Below are 24,710 nucleotides of genomic sequence, written 5' to 3' on the forward strand. Positions count from 1 at the left end.
GTCAAGCCCCCGTTGCTGCGGCTTGGGTGAATCGGACGTAGCCGTTTTGGTCCAGCTCGTCGGCCAGCTCCGGCCCCCCGGATTCCACGATCCGCCCGCCGACGAACACGTGCACGAATTGCGGGTGAATGTAGCGCAGGATCCGGGTGTAGTGGGTGATCAACAGGATGCCGCCGCGGACCTCTTCGGCGTAGCGGTTGACCCCGTCGCTGACCACACGCAGCGCATCGACGTCCAGGCCGGAGTCGGTCTCGTCGAGGATCGCGATCTTGGGCTTCAGCAAGCCGAGTTGCAGAATCTCGTGGCGCTTCTTCTCGCCACCGGAAAAGCCTTCGTTGACACTGCGTTCGGCGAACGCCGGATCGATGTCAAGGGCATCCATCGCCGATTTGACTTCTTTGACCCAGTGCCGAAGCTTCGGCGCCTCGCCCCGGATCGCGGTGGCAGCGCTGCGCAAAAAGTTCGACATCGAGACCCCGGGCACCTCGACCGGGTACTGCATGGCCAAGAACAAACCGGCCCGGGCTCGCTCGTCGACGCTCATGTCCAGCACGTTTTCGCCGTCGAGGGTGATCGACCCGGACGTCACCTTGTACTTCGGGTGCCCGGCAATGGCGTAGGACAGTGTCGACTTGCCTGAGCCGTTGGGGCCCATCAACGCGTGTGTTTCGCCCGAGCTCACCGTCAGGTCGACACCGTTGAGAATAGGAATCTCCCGTTCGGTGTCCGACGGGTCGGCGACGCTGACGTGCAAGTCTTTGATTTCTAAAGTGGTCATGAAGCCGTCGTCTTTGCTGTCGTGTTTTCCGAGATGGCCAGTTCGTGTTCGATGGCTGCGCTCAGACGCTCACGCACCGCGGGCACGGCGATCTTGGCGATGATTTCGCCGAAAAAGCCCCGCACCACCAGCCGGCGGGCCTGCTCTTCGGGGATTCCGCGGGAACACAGGTAGAACAGTTGCTCCTCGTCGAAGCGTCCGGTGGCGCTGGCGTGTCCGGCGCCGACGATCTCCCCGGTCTCGATCTCGAGGTTGGGCACCGAGTCGGCGCGCGCGCCGTCGGTAAGCACCAGGTTGCGGTTCACCTCGAAGGTGTCGGTGCCGGTGGCCGCGGCGCGGATCAGCACGTCGCCCACCCACACGGTGTGCGCGTCGGGCCGACCCGAATCCGGATTCCCCTGCAACGCACCTTTGTACAGCACGTTGGATTTACAGTCCGGGTGAGCGTGGTCGACCAGCAGCCGTGACTCGAGGTGCTGCCCGTCGTCGGCGAAGTACAGACCGAGCAGTTCGGCGTCGCCGCCGGATGCGCCGAACCGCACCCTACCCGTCAGCCGCACCACTTCGCCACCGAGGGTGACCGCGACGTGGCGCAGCACCGCGTCCTTGCCCAGCGCGGCGTGGTGCATGCTGACGTGTACGACGTCGTCGGCCCAGTCGGCGATCCACACCACGGTGAGCCGAGCGGCGTCACCGACCACGAATTCCACGTTGTCGGCATAGGTCCCGCTGCCCCGCAGGTCGATCACCGCGACCGCCTCGGCGAGCTCTTCCGCGCGGATCTGCAGATGCCCGTAGGCCGTCGCGCCCTCGCCCGGGCCGGTAATCGAGATGTCGATCGGCGCCGGCACCGATGCGCCGCGTTCGACGGTGACCAGTGTCGCCGAGTTGAACGACGAAAAAGCCTGCGCTGCAACGCGGTCGGCCGGCACACCGCCCTGGCCGAGCCGCACGTCGCCGCGCCGCACGGTTTCCACGGTGACACCAGGCTGTTCGGCGACGGTGATCTGTGCCCTGCCCGTTGCACGCGCTGAGCCGTCGTGCAGGCCGCGTAATCGCCGCAGCGGGGTGAACCGCCAGATCTCGTCGCGGCCGCCGGGAACCTCGAAGGCGTCGACGTCGAACGACGCGAACAGCTCTCCCTTGTTCAGTGCGGCAAGTGACGACCCCGCTGGCGATCCCTCGACGGTCAGGTCGGAAGCTGTCATCCGACAGCACCCTCCATCTGCAGCTCGATCAGCCGGTTGAGCTCCAGCGCGTATTCCATCGGCAGCTCTTTGGCGATCGGTTCGACGAAGCCGCGCACGATCATCGCCATCGCTTCGTCCTCGGTCAGCCCACGGCTCATCAGGTAGAACAGCTGGTTTTCACTGACCTTGGACACGGTGGCCTCGTGGCCCATCGTGACGTCGTCCTCGCGGATGTCGACATACGGATACGTGTCGCTGCGGCTGACCGTATCCACCAGCAGCGCATCGCATTTCACGCTGGAGCGCGATCCGTGCGCGCCCTTGTTCACCTGCACCAGGCCGCGGTAGGAGGTGCGTCCGCCGCCTCGGGCCACCGACTTGGACACGATGGTGCTCGACGTGTTCGGCGCCAGGTGCAACATCTTGGCGCCAGCGTCCTGATGCTGGCCTTCGCCGGCGAATGCCACCGACAGCACTTCGCCTTTGGCGTGCTCGCCGGTCATCCACACCGCCGGGTATTTCATCGTCACCTTGGAGCCGATGTTGCCGTCGATCCACTCCATCGTGGCGCCCTCTTCGGCGCGGGCCCGCTTGGTGACCAGGTTGTAGACGTTGTTCGACCAGTTCTGGATCGTCGTGTAGCGGCAGCGTCCGTGCGGCTTGACGATGATCTCCACCACCGCCGAGTGCAGCGAATCCGACTTGTAGATGGGCGCCGTGCACCCTTCCACGTAGTGAACGTAAGCGTTCTCGTCGACGATGATCAGGGTCCGCTCGAACTGGCCCATGTTCTCGGTGTTGATCCGGAAGTAGGCCTGCAGCGGAATCTCGACGTGCACGCCCGGCGGGACGTATATGAAGCTGCCGCCGCTCCAGACGGCAGTATTCAAGGCAGCAAATTTATTATCGCCAGCCGGGATCACAGTTCCGAAGTACTGCTTGAAGATGTCCTCGTGTTCGCGCAGCCCTGTATCCGTGTCCAGGAAGATAACCCCTTGCGATTCAAGGTCCTCCCTGATCTTGTGGTAGACGACCTCGGAGTTGTGTACCACGAGACCTGCGGCCACGAAGTTGTGCGGCCCGTCGACCTCGATGTCGTACACCGGCTCGACGGCGTATGGCTCGACGGACTCGACCCGCTCGAAACCGAGCCACTCATTGCCATGCACGCGAACCGCCGTTCCGTGCTCGTCGTTGGGCGAATGCATGTTGCGACGCCGTCCTAAGCCACTCGTGTGCTTCGGGTTACGGCATCCGAGATGCTCGAAATCGCCGGAAATGCTCAGACGCCAAGCAATTTGGGTACGTGAGCGATCGTGGTCATACGGCTGGGTGAACGCCCATGGCCCTCCTGCGCGCAATCCGCAGAGTTCGGCCAGTTCGCGCGCCTGTTCGAGCAATGCCTCGTTGCCGCAGGTCAGCAAGACGGAGCCGCTGTGATCCGGGCCGACATGGCCGTCAGCGTCGACCCAACCACCGAGGAACGCCAGCCGCTGATCGCGCGGCAGCGAGTAGACCCAGTCCGGCACCCGCTTGGTCAACGACAAACCGCCGAAGCCCAGCTCCACGATCCAGTCGGTCAATGCCTTGGAGTTGACGACCGCGCGGTATTCGCCGGCTTCGACGCAGCGCAGCCCGAACAGTTCGTCGACGACACGGGCCAATTCGGCGCGAAGCGCGGCATCCGTGGCCGCAATGGCGAACTGAACCCGGTAGGTCTTCGTCGATAGATGCAGGTTGCCGGCGCCGATGTAAAAGCCCAGCAGCCACATCAGGTCGACGGAGCTCACCGCAGGAGTCCGCAGACCGGCAGCACTCGGAAGTTCCGCGGCCACACCGAATTCGGGCAGACGGCGCGGCACCGCGATGAAGTCGCCCGGCTGGATGTCGCCAACCGTGACCCACCGCCGGACATACCGGGCACGCTGCCGGTCTCCCGTGCGCTCGTCGCGCGACACCAGCACGGGGTGGTTGTCGGTGGCGCGGATGCTCCGCCCAGTGGTCTTGACCTCGTGGGTCAAACGGGTGTCGGTCTGGGCCGCAGCCTTGACGGGCGCCACGACGAAGCGCCCGGCGTCCTCGTCGTAGGCGAACACCCGGTCACCGAACTCGATGTCCTTGATCGCGACCTGGCCGCGGTTGGCGGTCCACACCAAGGTGTCACCCGCCAAGCATTCGTACTGGGCCGCCACGCCGGCAATCAGCCGCTGCTTTTCGGCTTCCGGAATTCCCAGCTTGTCGTACGTATTACGAATGTCTGCCGGCAAATCATCCCAGGTGGCTGCCTGCTTCTCGGTGGAGCGCACGAAGTACTTGATGTTGTCGAAGTCGATTCCGCTGAGATCCGACCCCCACGTCGGGATCGGCTTGCGCTCGAAGATGCGCAACGCCTTCAGCCGGTTCTCCAGCATCCACCGCGGCTCGTTCTTCTTCGCCGAGATGTCGCGGACCACTTCCTCGGAGAGCCCGCGCCGGGCGCTGGCGCCCGCGATGTCGGAGTCCGCCCAGCCGTAGCCGTAGCGGCCCAGCGCGGCGATCGCCTCCTGCTGGGTCAGCGGCTCGTCCAGCTTGCGAACCTCAGGGGTGGTCGTCATCGCGACGCTCCTTGCTTGCTAGTGGTGGCTTCGACATGGGCTGTACGCCGAAGAGGTGTGGTGCTTATCGGGGTGAGCGGCACGTGGGTGGTGCAGGCGCAATCCCCGTTGACGATGGTCGCCAGCCGCTGCACGTGGGTGCCGAGCACCTCGGCCATGGCCTGCTGCTCTGTCTCGCAAAACTCCGGAAACTCCTCGGCCACATGGGAAACCGGGCAGTGATGCTGGCAAATCTGCACGCCGTGGATCGGCCCACCTACTCGCGTGGTCGTGGCCACGTAACCCGCTTTGGTCAGCGCAGTGGCGATCCGCTCGGCGGTCGCCTCGACGTCGGCGTCGGCATGGCTGCTGGCCGGCTGAACCCCGGACAAGATCGTGTCGATGCGCCGCCGTGCGAAGGTCCGCACCGCTTCGTCGCCACCGATTTCGCGGAGTTGATGCATTGCCGCCGACGCGAGGTCGTCGTAGGCGTGTTCGAGCGTCTCGCGGCCGGCCGCGGTCAGCCGGTAGCGCTTCGCCGGTCGCCCGCGTCCCATCTGCTGCCAGGCCGCAGCCGGCACCGACTCCGCCTCGCCGGCGTCGATCAGCGCATCGAGATGACGGCGTACACCGGCAGCCGACAGGCCCAACCGCTCACCGATCCGGCCCGCGGTGATCGGCCCCGACTCCAGCAGCAACTGCACGACCGCACGACGGGTGGGCCCGTCATGCGTCGCCGCTGCCTGGTCGGCCTCCGACCGGAATTTCACAACACCAGTGTGACAAAATTCCGGGACCGGGTCCAGCTGGCGGCCGACGGGTCTTCCCGCTGTGGCAGTTACGCTGCTCTGATGGCAGCCCGCCACCACACGCTGAGCTCGGCGATTGCCCGCTGGCACGGCGACGAACTGGCCGTGGGTTCGCCGCTTAACGACGCCGAAGTCGTCGCGCTTCGGCGGACCCGGCTGTTCGGGGCCACCGGCACGGTGCTGATGGCGATCGGCGCACTCGGCGCCGGTGCCCGGCCGGTCGTCCAGGACCCCACGTTCGGGGTTAGGCTGCTCAACCTGCCGTCCCGGATTCAGACCGTGTCGCTGACGATGACCACCACGGGCGCGGTGATGATGGCCCTGGCGTGGCTGATGCTGGGCCGCTTCGCGCTGGGCGCCAGACGGATGTCCCGCGGGGATTTAGATCGCACCTTGTTGTTGTGGACGCTGCCGCTGTTGATGGCGCCGCCCATGTACAGCAAGGACGTCTATTCCTATCTGGCGCAAAGCCAGATCTGCCGACTGGGGCTCGACCCCTATCGGGTGGGCCCGGCGCGAGCGTTGGGCCTCGACCACGTGTTCACGCTGTCGGTGCCGAGCCTGTGGCGTGACACCCCGGCGCCGTACGGTCCGCTGTTCTTGTGGATCGGCCGCGGCGTGTCCGCGCTGACTGGCGAAAACATCGTCGCGGCCGTGCTGTGCCATCGGCTCGTGGTGCTGATCGGCGTCGGCCTGATCGTCTGGGCCACCCCGCGCCTGGCCCGGCGCTGCGGTGTCGCCGAGGTCAGCGCGTTGTGGCTGGGTGCGGCCAACCCGCTGCTGATCATGCATCTGGTCGCGGGCATCCACAACGAAGCGCTGATGTTGGGTCTGATGCTGGCCGGCACCGAATTCGCGTTGCGGGGCCTAGATGTCTGGGACTCGCCGAAGCTGCCGACGCCGAGGCCGACGACCGGTTGCCGGGGCTGGGCGCCGATCGGCATGCTGCTCTTCGGCGCGGTGCTGATCACGCTGTCCTCGCAGGTGAAATTGCCGTCGCTGCTGGCCTTGGGGTTCGTCGCGACGGCCCTGGCCCGCCGCTTGGGTGGCAGCCTGCGGGCCTTGCTGCTGGTCGGCGGGGCGATGAGCGCCGTGGCGCTGGCGGTGATGGCCGTCGTCGGCTGGGCCAGCGGGCTGGGGTTCGGGTGGATCTTTACGTTGGGCACCGCCAATGTGGTGCGTAGCTGGATGTCACCGCCGACGCTGCTTGCCCTGGGCACCGGGCAGGCCGGGATCCTGCTGCGGCTAGGCGATCACACCACTGCGGTGTTGTCGCTGACCCGCGGCATCGGTGTGCTGATCATCGCGGTGATGGTGGGCTGGCTGCTGGTGGCGGTGTGGCGCGGCCGGCTGCACCCCGTGGGCGGGCTGGGCGTGGCGCTGGGCGTCACGGTCCTGCTGTTCCCGGTGGTGCAGCCGTGGTATCTGCTGTGGGCGATCATCCCGCTGGCTGCTTGGGCGACCCGCCCAGGCTTCCGGGTGGCGGCGATCGTCGTCACGATCGTCGTCGGTGTCTTCGGCCCGACGGCCAACGGAGACCGTTTCGCGTTGTTCCAAATCGTGGACGCCACACTGGCCAGTACCGTGATCGTGGTGCTGCTGATCGCCATGACCTACACGCGCTTGCCGTGGCGCCGACTGCCGATCGACACTCGCGTGCTCCGTCACGAGGCGGTGACTGAACCGGCGCCTGATGTGGTGTCCCCCACCGATACCGCGCAGCGCCAAGCAGTGCCGGGCGCTTAGGCTGGCTTTCCGTGAGCTCAGCGCCAGATGTCCCGGTGCGGCTACGCGGGGTACGCAAGCAGTACGGGTCCACAACCGCGGTCGCGCACCTCGACCTGGAGGTGCACCCCGCCGAAGTGCTGGCCTTGCTGGGTCCCAACGGTGCGGGCAAAACCACCGCGGTCGAGATGTGCGAGGGCTTCATCCGCCCTGACGCCGGCACCATCGAGGTGCTCGGTTTAGACCCGATCGCCGATCACGCCCGGCTCCGGGCGCGGATCGGAGTGATGCTGCAAGGCGGTGGCGGCTACCCGTTGGCCCGCGCCGGCGAGATGCTCAACTTGGTAGCCGCCTATGCCGCCAATCCCCTGGACCCACAATGGCTGATGGCCACGCTCGGTCTCACCGACGCTGCACGCACGTCTTATCGCCAGCTCTCCGGCGGGCAGCAGCAGCGGCTGGCGCTGGCCTGCGCGCTGGTGGGCCGTCCAGAACTGGTGTTCCTTGACGAACCGACCGAAGGCATGGACGCGCATGCCCGGCTGCTGGTCTGGGAGCTGATCGACGCGCTGCGCCGCGACGGTGTGACGGTGTTGCTGACCACCCACCAACTCAAGGAGGCCGAAGAGCTCGCCGACCGGATCGTCATCATCGACCATGGTGTGGAGGTGGCCGCGGGAACGCCCGCCGAGCTGATGCGCACCGGCGCCAAAGACCAGTTGCGGTTCAGCGCGCCGCCGCGGCTGGACCTGTCACTGCTGGTTGCCGCCTTGCCCGAGGACTACAAGACGACTGAGGTAACGCGGGGCGAATACCTCGTCGAAGGACCGATCAACCCCCAGGTGCTGGCGACTGTGACCGCATGGTGCGCGCAGATCGACGTGCTCCCCACGGACATGCGGGTGGAACAGCGCAGCCTCGAAGACGTGTTCCTGGATCTCACCGGCAGGGAGCTGCGCTGATGACCGGTGATTCGCTTTTTCCCGCAGGCACCTTCACGCCGGACCCGCGACCCAACACGGTGCCCCGGATGCTGGCCGCGCAATCCGCGCTCGAGTTGAAGCTGTGGCTGCGCAACGGCGAGTACTTGCTGCTGACCCTGTTCATCCCGATCGCGCTGCTCGTCGGGCTCACACTGCTACCGCTCGGCTCGTTCGGCCCGAACCGCGCGGCGACCTTCGTCCCGGTGATCATGGCCTTGGCGGTGATCTCGACCGCTTTCACTGCGCAGGCCATCGCGGTGGCCTTCGACCGGCGCTACGGCGCGCTCAAACGGCTGGCGGCCACCGCGCTGCCGATCTGGGCGATCATCGCCGGCAAGTCGCTCGCGGTGGTCGGAGTGGTGTTGTTGCAGTCAATCACCTTGGGGGCCATCGGGTTTGCATTGGGCTGGCGGCCTGACGTCGCGGGCCTGGCGCTGGGCGCACCGATCATCGCGCTGGGCACCGCGGCCTTCTCGGCGCTCGGGCTGCTGCTGGGCGGCACCCTGCGATCCGATGCGGTCCTGGCGGTCGGCAACTTGCTGTGGTTCGTCTTCGCCGGGTCCTGCGCGCTGACCGTGGAAACCACCATGGTGCCCACGGCGCTGCAGCGGGCCGCGCGGCTGACCCCGTCGGGGGCGTTCACCGACGCGCTGTCGGACGCGCTGTCGCGGTCGGTCGACTGGTTCGGCATCCTCGTGCTGGCGATATGGGGTGCGCTGGCGGCGCTGGCTGCACTGCGCTGGTTCCGCTTCACCTGACTCGGCCGCTACTACGCCGTGTAGTTCCTATTCGCCTAGCATCGAAGCCGTGGCGACCATGGCGATGCCCGTCCGGCGGTGGCTGCTGCGGTTGGTGGACCTGCTGCCCATGCCCAGCGTGCGCGCGCAGCGCACTATCGCTGCCGCCGTGATCGGCACCCAAGGTGGCATCGCCGTTACCGGCGCCGTCGTCCGCGTCACCGCGTCGGGGCTGGGCTGCCCTACCTGGCCGCAGTGTTTTCCCGGCAGCTTCACCCCGGTAGCGGTCGCCGAGGTGCCGCGGGTCCACCAGGCGGTGGAGTTCGGCAACCGCCTGATCAGCATCGCTGTGGTCGTCGCCGCGGTGCTGGCGGTGCTGGCGGTCACCCGGGCGCGCCGCCGGCCCGAAGTGCTGGTGTATGCCTGGCTGATGCCTGCCTCCACGATCGTGCAGGCAGTGATCGGCGGCATCACCGTGCTCACCGGGCTGCTGTGGTGGACGGTGGCCATCCACCTGCTGGCGTCGATGACGATGGTGTGGCTAGCGGTGCTGCTGTACGTCAAGATCGGCGAACCCGACGGCGGTGTGGTGCGCTATCGGGTGGTCGCACCGCTGCGTGGGCTCACCGCGCTGAGCGCCGCGACGCTGGCAGCGGTGTTGGTGGCCGGCACTTTGGTGACCAGCGCCGGCCCGCACGCCGGCGACCGCAGCACGTTCCGGACCGTGCCCCGGTTGAAAATCGAGATCACCACGCTGGTGCACATCCACTCGTCGCTGCTGGTCGCCTACCTGACGCTGCTGGTCGGGCTGGGGTTCGGATTGCTGGCGGTGCACGCACCACGGCGGGTGCTGCTGCGGCTAGGTGTGCTGGTGCTGCTGGTGTGCGGGCAAGCGCTGATCGGTACCGTGCAGTTCTTCGCCGGTGTGCCCGCCGCGCTGGTCGCGGTGCACGTCGCGGGAGCGACGCTGTGCACCGCGGGCACCGCCGCGCTATGGGCGTCGATGCGAGAGCGGGCCCAGCCCTAACCGCTCCAGCGCTGACTCGACGCACAGCGCGAACTGTCGCTCGCGGTCGCCACGGGCGGTGTCGGGCAGTACGCTCCACCCGAGCCGTGGCGCGACGAGGTCGAGTCGCGCAAGCCTGCCGTCCTCGGGGCCACCGGTCACGTCCGCGCGGGCATAGAGCAACTCGTCCGCCTCGATGCCGACTTGGTCAGCCGCGGCCCGCAGCGCGGCATGCCCCACCTCCCACAGCTCGAAATCCGGTTCGACAGCCTGCTTTCCGGTAAATGCATGCGACTGCCGGCCGCCGAGAAAAACCAACGCGGTAGTAACGGCGCCGCGTGGTGCGGTTGGCACACCGGCACGTTTGAGCGCGGCCAGATATCGCGCGTCGATATTCCAGGCGATGACCTCTGGCGGGTTCAGCAGATGCGACACCCGTGTCGTCCAGGCGAGGAACTCGCCCACCCGGCCGGGTGATCCCGCGCTGCGCGCAGGATGACCAGGTCGGCATCCAGCGTTGCCGGGTCGTCCCACGACAGCCACCGTGCATGGAGCCCCCGTTTGCGCAGGGCGGCGACCAGGCCCGCGTCATCGCGGTCGCCTTCGATGGACCGCGCGGAGCCGGCCAGCACGATGCGGGGATGACGGACATCGGGGCGGGCCAGCTTCATGGGCTCACCACACCTGCGGATGATAGTTAGCACGGGATCGACGTTGCCGAACGGGTTCTTCGTCAGAGGTCATCGTCTGCCGCGCCTGCCTTGTTGGGCCGGTCGTGTTCACCCCCCCAGGTGCCCGGCACCATGGGGATGGTCGGCCCCCCGCCGAACTCGTCGCCGGCCAGCATCGTCAAACCGGCGGTCTCGCTGACGGCGCCCTTACGCACGGTTCCGGCGAACCCGAGCGGCCCGGCGCGCTGATCGGATGCCGCGGTCGACGCGACTGGCGCCTCACCCGGCGGCGCACCCCAGTCCGGGTCGACCTCGACGTTCATCTCCATGAACTCATCGCCGTGGCCGCGCAGCTTCGCGCGCCGCCGCCGTCGCACCCGCGCCTGCTCCCGCGCGGCCACCGCACTCACCGCCGCGGTGGTATCGGGTTGTGGCGCTTTTCTTTTGGCGCTCGCGCTGGAGGTGCTGCCCATCCCCGAGTCAGACCCGATGCCGGGAGGACCCACCGCGTAGGGAGGGGTGAAACTCGCGACTCCGGTGGCGACCGGCACCGGCGGCGGCGCGGAGCCGGCGACGGTGCCCGTCGCGGGTGCGGTTGTTGGTGCCGGGGCCGTCGCAGATCCCGCCACAAGCGCGGTGGAAGCCGGGGCGGTCGCAGCGACCGGCATCGGTTCGGGTGCGGCCGCCGCGGGTGTCGACGCCGGCGCCGTCAGGGCTGGTTCGGCGGCGGGTTGGGGCAGGCTGGTCGGCTCGGCCAGCCCCACCACGCCGCCCACCGCCCCGACGGGGGCGATCGCCAGCGGGTAGAGATAATAGAACGGCGGCAAATTCAAGAAGAATGGGGCGATTACCTCGTCGCCGTCGAAGATCAAAGAAGCCGGATTAGCCAGCGCCGCAACCGGATTCGCCAGAAATTTGGTGATCAGCTGCTCCGTGAACTGCACCGGATTGTTCAGGAATTGAAATATGTGGTCGATTCCGAACTCATCGACTAGCGGTCCTAGCCCCAACCTGTCCGCCAGAGAATCCAGCAGGTCGCCCAGACCCGTTGAAAACCCGGATTCGGCAGGCTGCGTTCCGGTTGACGCCGACGTAGAGCCCGCGGATTTCTGGATCTGCGGCGCCGGGCTGGTGTGCGGAGTCGACGCCAGCGCGATGGTCGAAACCGCTTGATAGGTGGCCATTGTCATGGCGGCCTGGACCCACATGCGCACATAGTCAGCCTCGTTGAGCGCGATCGGAATCGTGTTGATCCCAAAGAAATTCGTCGCCACCAGCACCGCGTGAATAGCGTGGTTAGCCGCCAACTCGGCCAGGGTCGGCATCGCCGCCAATGCGGCCGCGTAAGCCGCGGCCACCGTCTCCAGCTGGGCGGCTGCGGCGACGCTGTCGGCGCTGGCCTGCATCAGCCACGCCAGAAACGGCACGTGCGCCGCCGCATAAGACTCCGCAGTGGGCCCCTCCCACGCGCCGGCCTGCACCCCGGCCAGCAGGGCGCTGAGCTCCTCGGCCGCTGAGGCGTATTCGACGCTCAGCGTGTTCCATGCGCCCGCCGCCGCCAACATCGACCCGGGCCCCGGGCCGCTGGAAATCAACGCCGAATGCACCTCCGGCGGCAGCGCCATCCACACCGGCGTCGTCATGTTCAGCCACCCGAATAGCAGGCCGCATCACCAATGCCGGGCCGAGCCACATCGACCCAGGCCACGCACCCATCGCCGCGGTCTTCCACGCCTCTGCGCGCCTCCCCCGACGCTATGCCGATTGCCGCAGCTTAGCATTGCCTAAGCTAATCTGTCGAGCCTGCGCGGTGGCGCGGCCCCGTTCGTCCGCCCGCGCCGAGCGGCCAGCACGCTGCAGGGATCACGCCATCCGGGCGGCCCAATTCCATGGGGTCTTTGCGCCTGCGGATGATTGTCAGCATGCATGCCATCGAAGTCGCCGAACTCGGCGGACCGGAAGTCCTGCGCTATGTCGACAAGCCGCAGCCGTCACCGGCATCCGGCGAGGTGTTGATCAAAGCCGAGGCGATCGGGGTCAACTTCATCGACACCTATTTCCGGTCCGGGCAATACCCGCGGCAGCTGCCTTTCGTGCTCGGCACCGAAGTGTCGGGCACGGTCGCCGTCGTGGGTGACGGGGTGACGAGGTTGCGCGTCGGCGATCAGGTGGTGACCGCGGCCGCGGCGGGGACCTACGCCGAATACTGCACGGCGCCAGCAGAATTCGTCGCACCTCTACCGTTCGGGGTCGACTGCGATGTGGCGGCTTCGGCGCTGCTGAAGGGGCTGACCGCGCATTACCTCATCAAGTCGGTGTATCCGGCACAGCCCGGCGATACGGTACTGGTGCACGCTGGCGCCGGTGGGGTGGGCTTGATCTTGACGCAGTGGGCGTCCAGCCTTGGTGTCCGCGTGATCACCACGGTGTCGACACCGCAAAAGGCTGAGCTGTCGCGCCAAGCCGGCGCCGCGGACGTGCTCGATTACCCGGATGACGCCGACGGATTCGGCAAACGGATCCGGGAGTTGACCGACGGTGCTGGTGTGGCCGCGGTCTACGACGGGGTGGGGGCCAGCACGTTCGACGCCAGCTTGGCCAGTCTGGCCGTGCGAGGCACGCTGGCATTGTTCGGTGCTGCCAGTGGACCGGTGCCGCCCGTCGACCCGCAGCGGCTCAACGCCGCCGGCTCGGTATACCTGACTCGCCCGAAGCTGGCCGACTTTACCCGCACCGAGCAGGAATTCTCCTGGCGCGCAGAGGAATTATTCAATGCGATCGCCGACGGGTCGGTCAAGATCACCGTGAGCAGGCGTTACCCGTTAGCCGATGCCGCTCAGGCGCATCGGGATCTCCAGGGGCGCAAGACGGTCGGCTCGATCGTGCTGGTGCCATAGTTGGCACAAGAGCGACAGCGGCGGAAGTTGGCCGGACCGAAACCGGACGCGGAGGTTGGGGCGAGGCCGATCAGGTGACCACGCCGCGCACCGGGGATCGGTGAGACGACTTCGTCCCAAGAATGTGCGAAGCAATCGCATTCCCTGGGAGTCACACGAACTCGCTGCAGCGGCCCTCAGTGAATCTGTTGCAATCAATGCTTTTCGCTAACCGCCTTGGTCTTGGTCCCAGGTGCCCGGCAGCATCGGCGTGCGTGGACCCTCACCAAACATGTCGCCGGCCAACGTGGTCAGCCCGGCCGCCTCGGTCGCGTTACGTTTTTCGCGCACCGTCCCGGTGAAGCCCAGGGCCCCGGCACCGCTATCCGAGGCCGCCGTGGAGGCGGCGGGCTGCTCGTCCGTCGACTCCCAGTCAGGGTCGACGTCGACGTGCATGGCCATGAACTCGTCGCTAACCCCCCGCTCCGTCGCACGCCGGCGCCGTCGCGCCCGCGCCTGCTGGCCCGCGGCGGCTGCTGCCCTAGCTGCTGCCGAGTCAGGTTCTGGCGCCTTTCTTTTCGCGCTCGAGCTGGCGCTGGTACTCATCCCCGTGCCGGCGCCAATTCCGGGCGGCCCCACCGCGTAGGGAGGGACGAAACCCGCCGCACTCGCTGTCGCCGAGGGGAGTGTCGGCGGAGCAGAACCGCCGACAGTGCTGACCGCCGAGGCGGTCGTGGGTGCCGGGGCCGGGGCCGGGGCCCCCGCCGGCACGGACATGGTCGGAGCCATTGCGACGGCCGGCAGTACTGTCGGCGCGGACGCGGGTTCGGCCGCGGGCGCCACGGCGGGCACGGCAGAGGGCATGGCGGCCAGGCCGGTCAGCCCCGCGAAGCCACCCACGGCCCCGGCCGGGGCGAGCGCTGCCCCGATCACGACCGCCAGCAACTGCTGAGTTGGGTTCAGCCCGGTGAGCTGGGCAATGTGGGTCGGCCAGTCGAACAGCGCAAGTTCGACGAGGTATTGGAAAGCGGCCGCGGGATTTTGCACCAGATCGACACCGAACTGCTGGAAGTCCTCGAACAACTCGAGTGCTCGAACAACCCACCACATCGGGTCGGCGGGGTTCGTATAGGCGTCGTAGGGTAGGCCGTTGACGGTGCCGTTGGCCGGATCCCAATTGATTCCAAAGTTTTTCAGGAAGTTTGCGATCAGGTCATCGATCGGGTTGTCGACCGTCGGGTCGGGAGCTCCGCCGGAATCCTGGGCGGTCGATTCGGATTTCTGGATTTGCGGGGCCGGGGCAGTTTGCGGCGTCGACGCCACCGCGGCGCTGGACACCGCTTGATAGGTCGCCATTGTCGTGGCGGCCTGGATCCACATCCGCACATAGTCTGCTTCGTTCAGTGCAATCGGAATCGTGTTGATGCCAAAGAAATTCGTCGCCACCAACACCGCGTGAACAGCATGGTTGGTAGCCAGCTCGGCCAGCGTCGGCATCGCCGCCAATGCCGAGGTGTACGCCGTGGCGGCGGTCTCGAGCTGGGTGGCCGCCGCCGCGCTGTTGGCGCTGGCCTGCGTCAGCCAGACCAGGTACGGCACGTGTGCGGCCACATACGACTCTGCACTCGGCCCCTGCCACGCCCCGGCCCGCACGCCCGCCACAATCGCGCTGAGTTCTTCTGCGACCGAGGCGTATTCGGCGCTGAGGGAGCTCCACGCCCCCGCCGCAGCCAACAACGGCCCCGGTCCCGGTCCCGCGCTCAATAACGCCGAATGCACTTCTGGCGGCAACGCCATCCAAACCGGCGCGGACACCGTCAGCTGTCCTTGATCGCATTCGACGACGCGCCAGCAGCATTGACGGGATCGAGGCGGACGGCCAATGTTTGGTCGGCGACGCTGGCGGCGAGTCTTTCGGGAACACCTTGCGACGGCATGGCAAACACTCCTCTCCGCGTCGCCAACCATAATGAATATCGTTTTCATTTTCAACCATGGCGGCCATGCCGTTGGTTGTGCGGCCACGCGGAGCGCCCGCGGCTTGTGATGAAGGTCAGCCAGTTATTACCGGGTGCCGTCTGTTGACTCGGGCCCGTTGCGCCATGTCGCGGGCACCATTGGCACACCCGGGTTTCCGCTGGTGTCGTCTCCGGCCAGCCTGGTTAATCCCGCCGCTCGAGTCGCCTCGCCGGTGACCGTCCCGGCAAATCCCAACGGCCCCCCACCGTGGTCCGACGCCGCGGTCGAGGCAGCAGGATCGTCACCCGGCGGCTCGCCCCAGTCGGGCTCCACCTCGACGTTCATCGCCATGAACTCGTCGCCGTGCCCCCGCAACTGTGCCCGTCGGCGCCGCTGGGCCCGGGCCCGGTCCCGCGCTGCTGCCGCGGCGGCAGCGGTCCCCGATTCCGGCGCCTTCCGTTTCGCGCTCGAGCTGGCGCTGCTGCTCATCTCCGAGCCGAAGCCGATACCGGGTGGGCCCACGATGTAGGGGTAGCCGATGGCGGGCTGTGCCGCGGCGGGCGGCGCCGCCGGCGCGGAACTGGCGACGGTGCTGGGTGTCGGCGCGGGCGCGGGCGGCGACGACGTCGCCGGCGCCGCCGCCGGCGCGGCAACAGCCGGGGACATCGCGGCGGCAGGCACCGATTCCAGCCGCGCCGGAGCGGCCATCGCCTCGGGCGCAGCTGGTGCCGCGGCCGGTTGAGGCACGCCGGCCAGGCCGGCCAACCCGGCAAATCCGCCGACAAAGCCGGCATTGGCCAGCGTCAGTGTGAGCGCGGCCGCGGTCAACTCCGGTTGGAACGTGTTGATGAATTCGCCCAGGTGGCCGATCTCGTCGGCAATCAAGGCCGGAATGTCGCTCAGCAGCTGTTGCAGCGCCGCGGACGGGTTTGTCCCAAATTCGGACAAGTCGCGCCCCAGGGTATCGGTGATTTCGGTGATCCGGTTGACGTACCAGCTGAGCTGGGTCGGGTCTCCGCCGTCGTTGTCGATGATGCCGCTGCCGTCGCCGCCACTGTCGCTGCTGCTGCTGCTGTCGCTGTTGGTTTTTTGGATTTGTGGGGCTGGCGCAGTGCTTGGCGTTGAGGCGACTGCGGTAGTGGAAACCGCCTCATACGTGCTCATCGTGGTGGCTGCCTGGATCCACATCCGCACATAGTCGGCCTCGTTGAGCGCGATCGGAATCGTGTTGATCCCAAAGAAATTCGTCGCCAACAACACGGCGTGAACGGCGTGGTTGGCCGCCAGCTCCGCAAGCGTCGGCATCGCCGCCAAAGCAGCGGTGTACGCCGCGGCCTCCGTTTCATGCTGGGCGGCCGCCGCCGCGCTGTTGGCGCTGGCCTGCGTCAACCAGGCCAGGTACGGCACGTGCGCGGCCACATACGACTCCGCGCTCGGCCCCTGCCACGCCCCAGCCTGGACCCCTGCCAGCACCGCGCCCAGTTCGTCGGCCACCGAAGCATATTCAGCGCTCAACGACGACCACGCCCCCGCCGCCGCCAGCAACGATCCCGGCCCCGGGCCGGCAGAAAGCAGCGCGGAATGCACCTCGGGTGGAAACGCCATCCAGATCGGCGCTGTCACAGGCACTCCTTCCGGTCGTCTTTGCCGGGTAGCGACCTGCTCACCTTCGGCAGCCTGCCGCCGGGCCGCCGGCTGAGCCGCTCACCAGAGCGGCATTCAATACGACGCGACGTCGTAGAACAAGACCCGGTCCGGGTATGGGGTATTTGCTGAATTCGACCCAGCTGCGATCAGGTGCCCAGAAGGATCGGCAAGTTCAGCACCGAATCAACCGCCAGCGCACAGAACAGCACCGCCAGGTAGTTGTTCGACTGCAGGAATAGCCGCAACGGCTTGACCGGCTCGCCGCGGCGAACCCCCGCATAGAGCTGGTGCGCCATCGCCAAGAACCACACACCGGCCAGCACGGCAACCGTCGCATACAGCCAGCCGGCCGACAGCGCGAGCACCAGCGTCGCGAACACGGTGAGCCAGGTATAGACCAAAATTCGCCCGGTCACCTCTCGCTCGGTGGCGACAGCCGGCAGCATCGGCACTCCGGCGGCTTTGTAGTCGTCCCTGTACCGCATGGCCAGCGCCCACGTGTGAGGCGGGGTCCAGAAGAAGATGATCGCGAACATCACCAGCGCCGGCCAGCCGATGGTGCCCGTGACCGCCGACCAGCCGATCATCACCGGCATGCAGCCAGCCGCCCCACCCCAGACCACGTTCTGGGAGGTGCGGCGCTTGAGCAGCAGCGTGTAGACGAACACATAGAACGCGATCGTGGCGACGGCCAACAGCGCGGACAGCAGGTTGGTCGTCCACCACAGCCAGAAGAACGATCCGACGCTCAGTGCCAGGCCGAACACCAGTGCGTTGCGCGTCGGCACGACCGCTCGCGCCAGTGGCCGTCGCGCGGTCCGCTTCATCAGCTTGTCGATGTCGGCGTCGGCGACGCAGTTGAGCGCATTCGCACCCCCGGCGGCCAGCATCCCGCCGATCAAGGTGCTAGCGATCAGCAGCGGGTTCACCGTGCCGCGCTCGGCGAGCAACATCGCCGGTATCGCAGTGACCAATAGCAGTTCGATGACGCGCGGCTTGGTCAACGCGAGATACGCCACCACGCGCTGTCGAATCACCCGGCTGGGCGCGACGCGCCCGCGAACGCTCACGCAATAACTCCTCGATCGCAGCAGCGCGCAGCTTCTACTACAGACGATGGTAGACCGGGCGGCCGCGGCGGCCTGACCGCAGGGTCGATTCGTAACCGTTCGCACATGATCGCGGCGGTCATCCGCTGTTTCCGCCGCGGCGGGGCGTGGTACGACGAGAGTTGCACCTGCGGCGTGCAGTGATCCACCACTAGGGTGGGGATGAACCGGCTTGTCGAATCGAGGACTGAGCTTGTGACCACGCTTGACGACATTTCCGTGCTTACCCAACCACACCACCCCGACGACTGGACCGAGATCGATTCGCTGGCGGTCGACACCGTCCGGGTACTGGCCGCGGATGCGGTCCAGAAAGTCGGCAACGGCCACCCCGGGACCGCGATGAGTCTCGCCCCGCTGGCCTACACCCTGTTTCAGCGGGTGATGCGCCACGACCCCAGCGATCCCACCTGGCTGGGCCGTGACCGGTTCGTGCTGTCGGCCGGGCACAGCAGCCTGACGCTCTACATCCAGCTCTACCTCGGCGGGTTCGGGCTTGAGCTTTCCGACATTCAGGCGTACCGAACCTGGGGATCGAAAACTCCGGGCCACCCGGAGTTTCGTCACACCAAGGGTGTCGAGATCACCACCGGCCCGCTGGGTCAGGGCCTGGCATCGGCGGTCGGCATGGCGATGGCGTCGCGTTATGAACGTGGACTGTTCGATCCCGACGCCCCACCCGGAAGCAGCCCGTTCGACCACTACATCTATGTAATCGCCTCCGACGGCGACATCGAAGAGGGTGTGACGTCGGAAGCGTCGTCGCTGGCCGCTGTCCAGCAGCTCGGCAACCTGATCGTGTTCTACGACCACAACCAGATCTCGATCGAGGACGACACCAACATCGCGCTCTGCGAAGACACTGCAGCCCGCTACGAGGCCTACGGCTGGCACGTGCAGCGGGTCGAGGGCGGCGAGAACGTGGTCGGGATCGAGGAAGCCATCGCCAACGCGAAAGCGGTCACCGACCGGCCGTCGTTCATCGAGCTGCGCACCATCATCGGCTATCCCGCGCCGAACCTGATGAACACCGGCAAGGCGCACGGCGCGGCGCTCGGCGAAGAGGAGGTCGCTGCCACCAAGAAGGTGCTCGGGTTCGACCCAGACAAGACATTTGAGGTGCGCGACGAGGTGTTGGCCCACACCCGCAAGCTGATCGACCGCGGCAGGGCGGCCCACGAACGCTGGCAGCCCGAGTTCGACGCATGGGCCCGGCGCGAGCCGCAGCGCAAAGCGCTGCTGGATCGACTGCTGGCGCACCAGCTGCCCGACGGTTGGGACACCGACTTGCCGCACTGGGAGCCCGGTTCGGGCGAGGTGGCCACCCGTAAAGCGTCCGGCGCGGTACTCAACGCGGTGGCACCGAAACTTCCCGAGTTGTGGGGTGGCTCCGCCGATCTGGCCGAAAGCAATCTCACCACGATCAAGAACGCCGACTCGTTCGGCCCGCCGTCGATCTCCACCAAGGAGTTCACCGCGAGCTGGTATGGCCGCGTTTTGCATTTCGGTGTGCGCGAGCACGCGATGGGCGCGATCTTGTCCGGAATTGTGTTGCACGGCCCCACCCGCGCTTACGGCGGCACGTTCTTGACGTTCTCCGACTACATGCGCCCATCGGTGCGGCTGGCGGCGCTGATGGACATCGACACCATTTATGTGTGGACCCACGATTCGATCGGCCTGGGCGAGGATGGTCCGACGCATCAGCCGATCGAACATCTGGCGGCGCTGCGCGCCATCCCGAGGCTGTCGGTGGTGCGTCCCGCCGACGCGAACGAAACCGCGTATGCGTGGCGCACGATCCTGGCCCGCGGCAACGGCAGCGGGCCGGTCGGGCTGATCCTGACCCGGCAGGGTGTCCCGGTCTTGGAGGGCACCAGCCTCGAAGGCGTCGCCCGCGGCGGCTACGTGCTGGGTGACACCGGCGCCGCCCAGCCCGACGTCATCCTGATCGGCACCGGCTCCGAAGTACAAATCGCCGTCGCCGCCCAGAAAGTATTGGCGGACAAAGGAATTACGGCGCGTGTTGTCTCGATGCCGTGTGTCGAGTGGTTCGAGTCCCAGCCGTACGAGTACCAGGAAAGCGTGCTGCCCGCTGATGTCACGGCCCGGGTAGCCGTCGAGGCCGGGGTCGCGATGCCCTGGCACAAAATCGTCGGTGACGCCGGGCAAATCGTATCGATCGAGCACTACGGGGAATCAGCGGATTACAAGACCCTGTACCGGGAATTCGGCTTCACCGCAGAAGCCGTCGTCGCCGCGGCCGAACGATCACTGGACAACTCCAGAAGAAGGGCTAATCAATGACTCAGAATCCCAATCTCGCCGCATTGAGCGCGGCAGGCGTATCCGTCTGGTTGGATGACTTGTCACGCGACCGGATCGAGTCCGGCAACTTGCAGGAGCTGATCGACACCAAGTGCGTCGTCGGTGTCACCAGTAACCCCACCATCTTCCAGAAGGCGATAGCGGGCAGCGACCGTTACAACGAACAGATCGCCGACCTGGCCAAGCGCGGCGCCGACGTCGACTCCGCTGTTCGGACCATCGTGACCGACGATGTCCGGGCCGCGTGCGATGTGCTCAAGCCGCAATGGGAGGCCTCTGAGGGGGTGGACGGGCGAGTCTCGCTCGAAGTTGCCCCCGGGCTGGCGCACGACACCGAGAAGACGATCGCGCAGGCCGGCATGCTGTGGAAAATCGTCGACCGCCCAAACCTGTTCATCAAGATCCCGGCCACTAAGGCGGGCCTGCCGGCCATCACTGCGGCGATTGCGCAAGGGATTTCGGTCAACGTCACGCTGATTTTCTCGGTCGAACGCCACCGTCAAGTGATGGACGCGTACCTGGCGGGGCTCGAGAAAGCCAAGGAGGCTGGCCGCGACCTGTCGCAGATCCATTCGGTCGCATCGTTTTTCGTTTCCCGGGTGGACACCGAAATCGACAACCGGCTGGAGAAAATCGGCTCCGAAGAGGCGCTCGCATTGCGGGGCAAGGCCGGTGTCGCCAACGCCCGGCTGGCCTACGCCGCCTACCAGGAGGTGTTCGAGGGTGGCGCGCGTTACCAGGCGCTCAAGCGCGACGGCGCGCGGGTGCAGCGCCCGCTGTGGGCCTCGACCGGTGTCAAGAACCCCGAGTACCCAGACACTCTCTACGTCACCGAGCTGGTCGCCCCGAATACGGTGAACACAATGCCGGAGAAGACGATCGATGCCGTCGCCGATCACGGTGTCATCACAGGTGACACGGTGACCGGCAGGGCGGGCGAGGCTCAGGAGGTGTTCGACAAGCTGGAGGCGATCGGCATCGACCTGACCGACGTCTTCAAAGTCCTCGAGGATGAGGGCGTGGAGAAGTTCGTCGCCTCGTGGGACGAGTTGCTCAAGGAGACCAAGGCTCAGCTCGAGTCCGCCGCCCAATGAGCCCAGCCGGCCGGCATGCCGCGCGAGCGACCGCCGCCGCCCAGTGGCAGAACCCGCTGCGGGACAAGCGCGATAAGCGGCTGCCCCGGATCGCAGGCCCATGCGGCATGGTGATTTTCGGGGTCACCGGCGATCTGGCCCGCAAGAAGGTGATGCCGGCCATCTACGACCTTGCCAACCGGGGTCTGCTGCCCCCTACTTTCGCGCTGGTCGGGTTCGCCCGCCGCGACTGGGATCACGAGGATTTCGGTCAGGTAGTGTACGAGTCGGTCAAAGAGCACTCCCGCACACCGTTTCGCCAGGTGGTGTGGGAGCGGCTGGCCGACGGATTCCGGTTTGTGCCAGGCACGTTCGACGACGACGAGGCGTTTGCCCGGTTGGCCGAGTGTCTGGAGAAGCTCGACATCGAGCGCGGCACCGGCGGCAACCATGCCTTCTATCTGGCCATTCCGCCGAAGGCTTTTCCCGTGGTGTGCGAGCAGCTGAACCGCTCCGGGCTGGCCCGCCCGCAAAACGGCCGCTGGAGCCGGGTAGTCATCGAAAAACCCTTCGGCCACAACCTGGACAGCGCACGCGAACTCAACAAGGTGGTCAACAGCGTCTTCCCCGAGGAGTCGGTGTTTCGCATCGACCACTACCTGGGCAAGGAAACGGTACAGAACATCTTGGCGCTGCGGTTCGCCAACCAGCTGTTCGACCCGATCTGGAACGCGCACTATGTCGATCACGTGCAGATCACCATGGCCGAAGACATCGGGCTGGGCGGGCGAGCCGGCTACTACGACGGCATCGGTGCGGCCCGCGACGTGATCCAGAACCACCTGATGCAACTGCTGGCGCTGACCGCGATGGAAGAGCCGGTCAGCTTCCAGCCGTCGGAGTTGCAGGCCGAGAAGATCAAGGTGCTCTCGGCAACGCAACTCACCGAGCCGCTGGACGAAACCACTTGTCGGGGCCAATACACCGCCGGCTGGCAGGGCGGTGAGCACGTGGTGGGTCTGCTCGACGAGGAGGGTTTTGCCAAGGACTCCACCACCGAGACTTTCGCTGCGATCACGCTGGAGGTCGATACCCGCCGCTGGGCGGGGGTACCGTTTTACCTGCGGACGGGAAAACGCCTGGGCCGCAGGGTCACCGAGATCGCACTGGTCTTCAAGCGAGCACCGCATCTGCCGTTCGACGCCACCATGACCGACGAGCTGGGCGCGAACGCGCTGGTGATCCGGGTGCAGCCCGACGAAGGGGTCACGCTGCGGTTCGGCTCCAAGGTGCCGGGTAGCGCCATGGAGGTCCGCGACGTCAACATGGACTTCTCTTACGGCTCGGCGTTTGCCGAGGATTCACCTGAACCCTACGAGCGGCTGATCCTCGACGTGCTGCTCGGGGAACCGTCGTTGTTTCCGGTCAACGCCGAAGTCGAGCTAGCTTGGGAAATCTTGGATCCCGTGTTGGACAACTGGGCTGCGCACGGAAGGCCGGAGCCGTACGCTGCGGGCACCTGGGGTCCGGCGTCATCGTTCGAGTTGCTGCGCCGCACCGGTCGGGAATGGCGGCGCCCGTGATTATCGATTTGCCGGACACCAGCACCACCGCGGTCAACAAGAAACTCGACGAGTTACGCGAGCGGGTCGGCGCGGTGACCTTGGGCCGGGTATTGACGCTGGTCATCGCACCGGATAGCGACGGCGTCGTCGAGGAATCTATCGAAGCCGCGAATTTCGCCAGTCACGAGCATCCCAGCCGGGTGATCGTGGTGATGACCGGTGACCGCGACGCACCGGATGCGCGGCTGGATGCCCAGTTGCGCGCGGGCGGCGATAGCGGAGCCGGCGAGGTGGTGGTGCTGAGGTTGTCGGGCCCACTGGCCGATCACGCCGGCAGCGTGGTCGTGCCGTTCCTGCTGCCCGACATCCCGGTGGTGGCATGGTGGCCTGACATCGCTCCCGCGGTGCCCGCTCAGGATCCGTTGGGCCAGTTGGCTATCCGTCGCATCACTGACGCCACCAATGGAGCGGACCCGCTGTCGGCGATCAAGAGCCGGCTGCCGGGATATACCCCCGGCGACACCGACCTGGCCTGGAGCCGCATCACGTACTGGCGTGCGCTGCTGGCCTCGGCAATCGATCAGCCGCCACACGAACCGATCACCTGCGCGCTGGTTTCGGGATTGAAAACCGAGCCAGCGCTCGATGTCCTGGCGGGTTGGCTGGCCAGCAGGATCGACGGACCGGTGCGCCGCGCGGTGGGCGAGCTCAAGGTGGAGCTGGTTCGCCCCAGCGAGACGGTGACGCTGAGTCGGCCGCAGGAGGGATTGACCGCGACGCTGAGTCGCACGGCGAAGCCGGATGCGCTGGTTCCATTGCCGCGCAGGGAAACTCGTGAGTGCCTGGCCGAAGATCTGCGCCGGTTGGATCCGGACGCCATCTATCTGGAGGCTCTCAAAGGTATCGGTCAGGTGGATTACATATGAGCACAGTCGTGGAGACCTATCCCGACCCCGAGGCACTGGCGGCGGCGGCGTGCGATCGGCTCGTCGGTGCCATCGACGCTGCGGTGGCCACGCGCGGTCAAGCGCTGATCGTGTTGACCGGCGGCGGCAACGGCAACCGGCTGCTGCGCAAGCTCGCTGAGCAAAGCCAGCGCGTCGACTGGTCGAAGGTGCATCTGTTCTGGGGTGACGAGCGGTATGTGCCCCGCGACGACGACGAGCGCAACGACAAACAGGCCCGTGCGGCCCTGCTGGAGCACATCGACATCCCCGCGCGCAACGTGCATCCGATGCCCGCCAGCGATGGCGAATTCGGCGGTGACCTTGACGCAGCGGCGCTGGCCTATCAGCAGGTTCTCGCCGCATACGCGCAACAGGGCGAGCCGGCACCCGATTTCGACGTCCACCTACTTGGGGTCGGACCTGAGGGACACATCAATTCGCTGTTCCCCCACACCCCGGCGGTGCGCGAGACCGCCAGGCTGGTGGTGGGGGTCACCGATTCACCCAAGCCGCCGCCGCAGCGAATTACGTTGACGTTGCCCGCTGTTCAGCGTTCCCGCGAAGTCTGGACGATGGTATCGGGATCGGAGAAGGCCGACGCCGTGGCCGCCGCGATCGGCGGCGCCGACCCCGTCGCGGTGCCGCCGCCGGAGCGATCGGCCGGGAGAACACGGTGTGGCTGCTCGATGTGGAGGCCGCGGCCAAGCTGCCGGGTGGCGCGCGCTAGCAAGAGC

General features: G+C 66.8%; 17 protein-coding genes and 2 pseudogenes. 10 read left to right on the plus strand and 9 right to left on the minus strand.

Annotated features, from left to right (window positions below):
* Position 1: 1 nt before the first annotated feature.
* Genes sufC through MYXE_RS13775 form a run of 4 tightly spaced genes read right to left on the minus strand, consistent with a single transcriptional unit; the run spans position 2 to position 5,347 of the window.
* Positions 2-778 (minus strand): Fe-S cluster assembly ATPase SufC, encoded by a 777-nt coding sequence (sufC, locus tag MYXE_RS13760; RefSeq protein ID WP_003920237.1) that lies wholly within the window; start codon positions 776-778, stop codon positions 2-4.
* On the minus strand, positions 775-1,986 hold the full coding sequence (gene sufD, locus MYXE_RS13765) for a Fe-S cluster assembly protein SufD (protein ID WP_003920236.1): 1,212 nt from the start codon (positions 1,984-1,986) through the stop codon (positions 775-777). Before sufD ends, sufC begins: the two co-directional genes overlap by 4 nt.
* Positions 1,983-4,562: an intein-containing Fe-S cluster assembly protein SufB gene (sufB, locus tag MYXE_RS13770; protein WP_112650143.1), complete on the minus strand. Its 2,580-nt coding sequence runs from the start codon at positions 4,560-4,562 to the stop codon at positions 1,983-1,985. The genes sufD and sufB overlap by 4 nt, the downstream gene beginning before the upstream one ends.
* Entirely contained in the window at positions 4,559-5,347 is a 789-nt protein-coding gene (locus MYXE_RS13775; RefSeq protein WP_081485297.1) for a helix-turn-helix transcriptional regulator, read from the minus strand. The genes sufB and MYXE_RS13775 overlap by 4 nt, the downstream gene beginning before the upstream one ends.
* Before the next feature lie 45 nt (positions 5,348-5,392).
* Here MYXE_RS13775 and mptB point away from each other — a divergent pair, with 45 nt between their 5' ends.
* The 4 genes from mptB (at position 5,393) to MYXE_RS13795 (ending at position 9,822) form a co-directional block, all read left to right on the plus strand.
* Positions 5,393-7,096 carry a polyprenol phosphomannose-dependent alpha 1,6 mannosyltransferase MptB gene (gene mptB / locus MYXE_RS13780; RefSeq protein ID WP_003920232.1) on the plus strand — a complete coding sequence of 568 codons (1,704 nt, stop codon included), beginning with the start codon at positions 5,393-5,395 and terminating at the stop codon, positions 7,094-7,096.
* A gap of 11 nt (positions 7,097-7,107) precedes the next feature.
* Positions 7,108-8,037: an ABC transporter ATP-binding protein gene (locus MYXE_RS13785; RefSeq protein WP_112650144.1), complete on the plus strand. Its 930-nt coding sequence runs from the start codon at positions 7,108-7,110 to the stop codon at positions 8,035-8,037.
* Positions 8,037-8,816 (plus strand): ABC transporter permease, encoded by a 780-nt coding sequence (locus tag MYXE_RS13790; protein ID WP_085198454.1) that lies wholly within the window; start codon positions 8,037-8,039, stop codon positions 8,814-8,816. The genes MYXE_RS13785 and MYXE_RS13790 overlap by 1 nt, the downstream gene beginning before the upstream one ends.
* Positions 8,817-8,925: 109 nt before the next feature.
* Positions 8,926-9,822 carry a COX15/CtaA family protein gene (locus MYXE_RS13795; RefSeq protein WP_172468594.1) on the plus strand — a complete coding sequence of 299 codons (897 nt, stop codon included), beginning with the start codon at positions 8,926-8,928 and terminating at the stop codon, positions 9,820-9,822.
* On the opposite strand, the pseudogene MYXE_RS13800 reads toward MYXE_RS13795, so the two are convergent.
* Positions 9,787-10,472, minus strand: a pseudogene (locus MYXE_RS13800) (hypothetical protein). The gene MYXE_RS13795 and the pseudogene MYXE_RS13800 sit on opposite strands and share 36 nt — an antisense overlap.
* Before the next feature lie 62 nt (positions 10,473-10,534).
* A complete protein-coding gene (locus MYXE_RS13805) occupies positions 10,535-12,115 on the minus strand; it encodes a PPE family protein (protein ID WP_085198458.1) in 1,581 nt (526 codons plus the stop codon).
* 279 nt (positions 12,116-12,394) lie between these two features.
* Between MYXE_RS13805 and MYXE_RS13810 the strand changes: the two genes are divergently transcribed.
* Positions 12,395-13,369 (plus strand): quinone oxidoreductase family protein, encoded by a 975-nt coding sequence (locus MYXE_RS13810; RefSeq protein ID WP_085198642.1) that lies wholly within the window; start codon positions 12,395-12,397, stop codon positions 13,367-13,369.
* Between the two features lie 207 nt (positions 13,370-13,576).
* Here the strand turns inward: MYXE_RS13810 and MYXE_RS13815 are convergent, their stop codons facing one another.
* From MYXE_RS13815 to MYXE_RS13825, 3 genes are all read right to left on the minus strand, one after another.
* A complete protein-coding gene (locus MYXE_RS13815; RefSeq protein WP_085198460.1) occupies positions 13,577-15,163 on the minus strand; it encodes a PPE family protein in 1,587 nt (528 codons plus the stop codon).
* Positions 15,164-15,412: 249 nt separating this feature from the next.
* The gene (locus MYXE_RS13820; RefSeq protein WP_085198462.1) at positions 15,413-16,930 is read right to left on the minus strand and encodes a PPE family protein; all 1,518 of its coding nucleotides are present in this window, start codon (positions 16,928-16,930) and stop codon (positions 15,413-15,415) included.
* Between the two features lie 170 nt (positions 16,931-17,100).
* A complete protein-coding gene (locus tag MYXE_RS13825) occupies positions 17,101-18,024 on the minus strand; it encodes a heme o synthase (RefSeq protein ID WP_071700124.1) in 924 nt (307 codons plus the stop codon).
* 234 nt (positions 18,025-18,258) lie between these two features.
* Between MYXE_RS13825 and tkt the strand changes: the two genes are divergently transcribed.
* The 5 genes and pseudogenes from tkt to pgl all read left to right on the plus strand — a co-directional run bounded on the left by tkt (position 18,259) and on the right by pgl (position 24,703).
* A complete protein-coding gene (gene tkt / locus MYXE_RS13830) occupies positions 18,259-20,370 on the plus strand; it encodes a transketolase (protein WP_085198464.1) in 2,112 nt (703 codons plus the stop codon).
* Positions 20,367-21,485: a transaldolase gene (gene tal, locus MYXE_RS13835; protein WP_085198466.1), complete on the plus strand. Its 1,119-nt coding sequence runs from the start codon at positions 20,367-20,369 to the stop codon at positions 21,483-21,485. The genes tkt and tal overlap by 4 nt, the downstream gene beginning before the upstream one ends.
* Positions 21,482-23,047 (plus strand): glucose-6-phosphate dehydrogenase, encoded by a 1,566-nt coding sequence (gene zwf, locus MYXE_RS13840; protein WP_085198468.1) that lies wholly within the window; start codon positions 21,482-21,484, stop codon positions 23,045-23,047. Before tal ends, zwf begins: the two co-directional genes overlap by 4 nt.
* The gene (gene opcA / locus MYXE_RS13845; protein WP_085198644.1) at positions 23,044-23,955 is read left to right on the plus strand and encodes a glucose-6-phosphate dehydrogenase assembly protein OpcA; all 912 of its coding nucleotides are present in this window, start codon (positions 23,044-23,046) and stop codon (positions 23,953-23,955) included. The genes zwf and opcA overlap by 4 nt, the downstream gene beginning before the upstream one ends.
* Positions 23,952-24,703, plus strand: a pseudogene (pgl, locus tag MYXE_RS13850) (6-phosphogluconolactonase). The gene opcA and the pseudogene pgl overlap by 4 nt, the downstream one beginning before the upstream one ends.
* The last annotated feature ends 7 nt before the right edge of the window (positions 24,704-24,710 follow it).

The sequence above is a fragment of the Mycobacterium xenopi genome (assembly GCF_009936235.1).
GTDB lineage: Bacteria > Actinomycetota > Actinomycetes > Mycobacteriales > Mycobacteriaceae > Mycobacterium > Mycobacterium xenopi.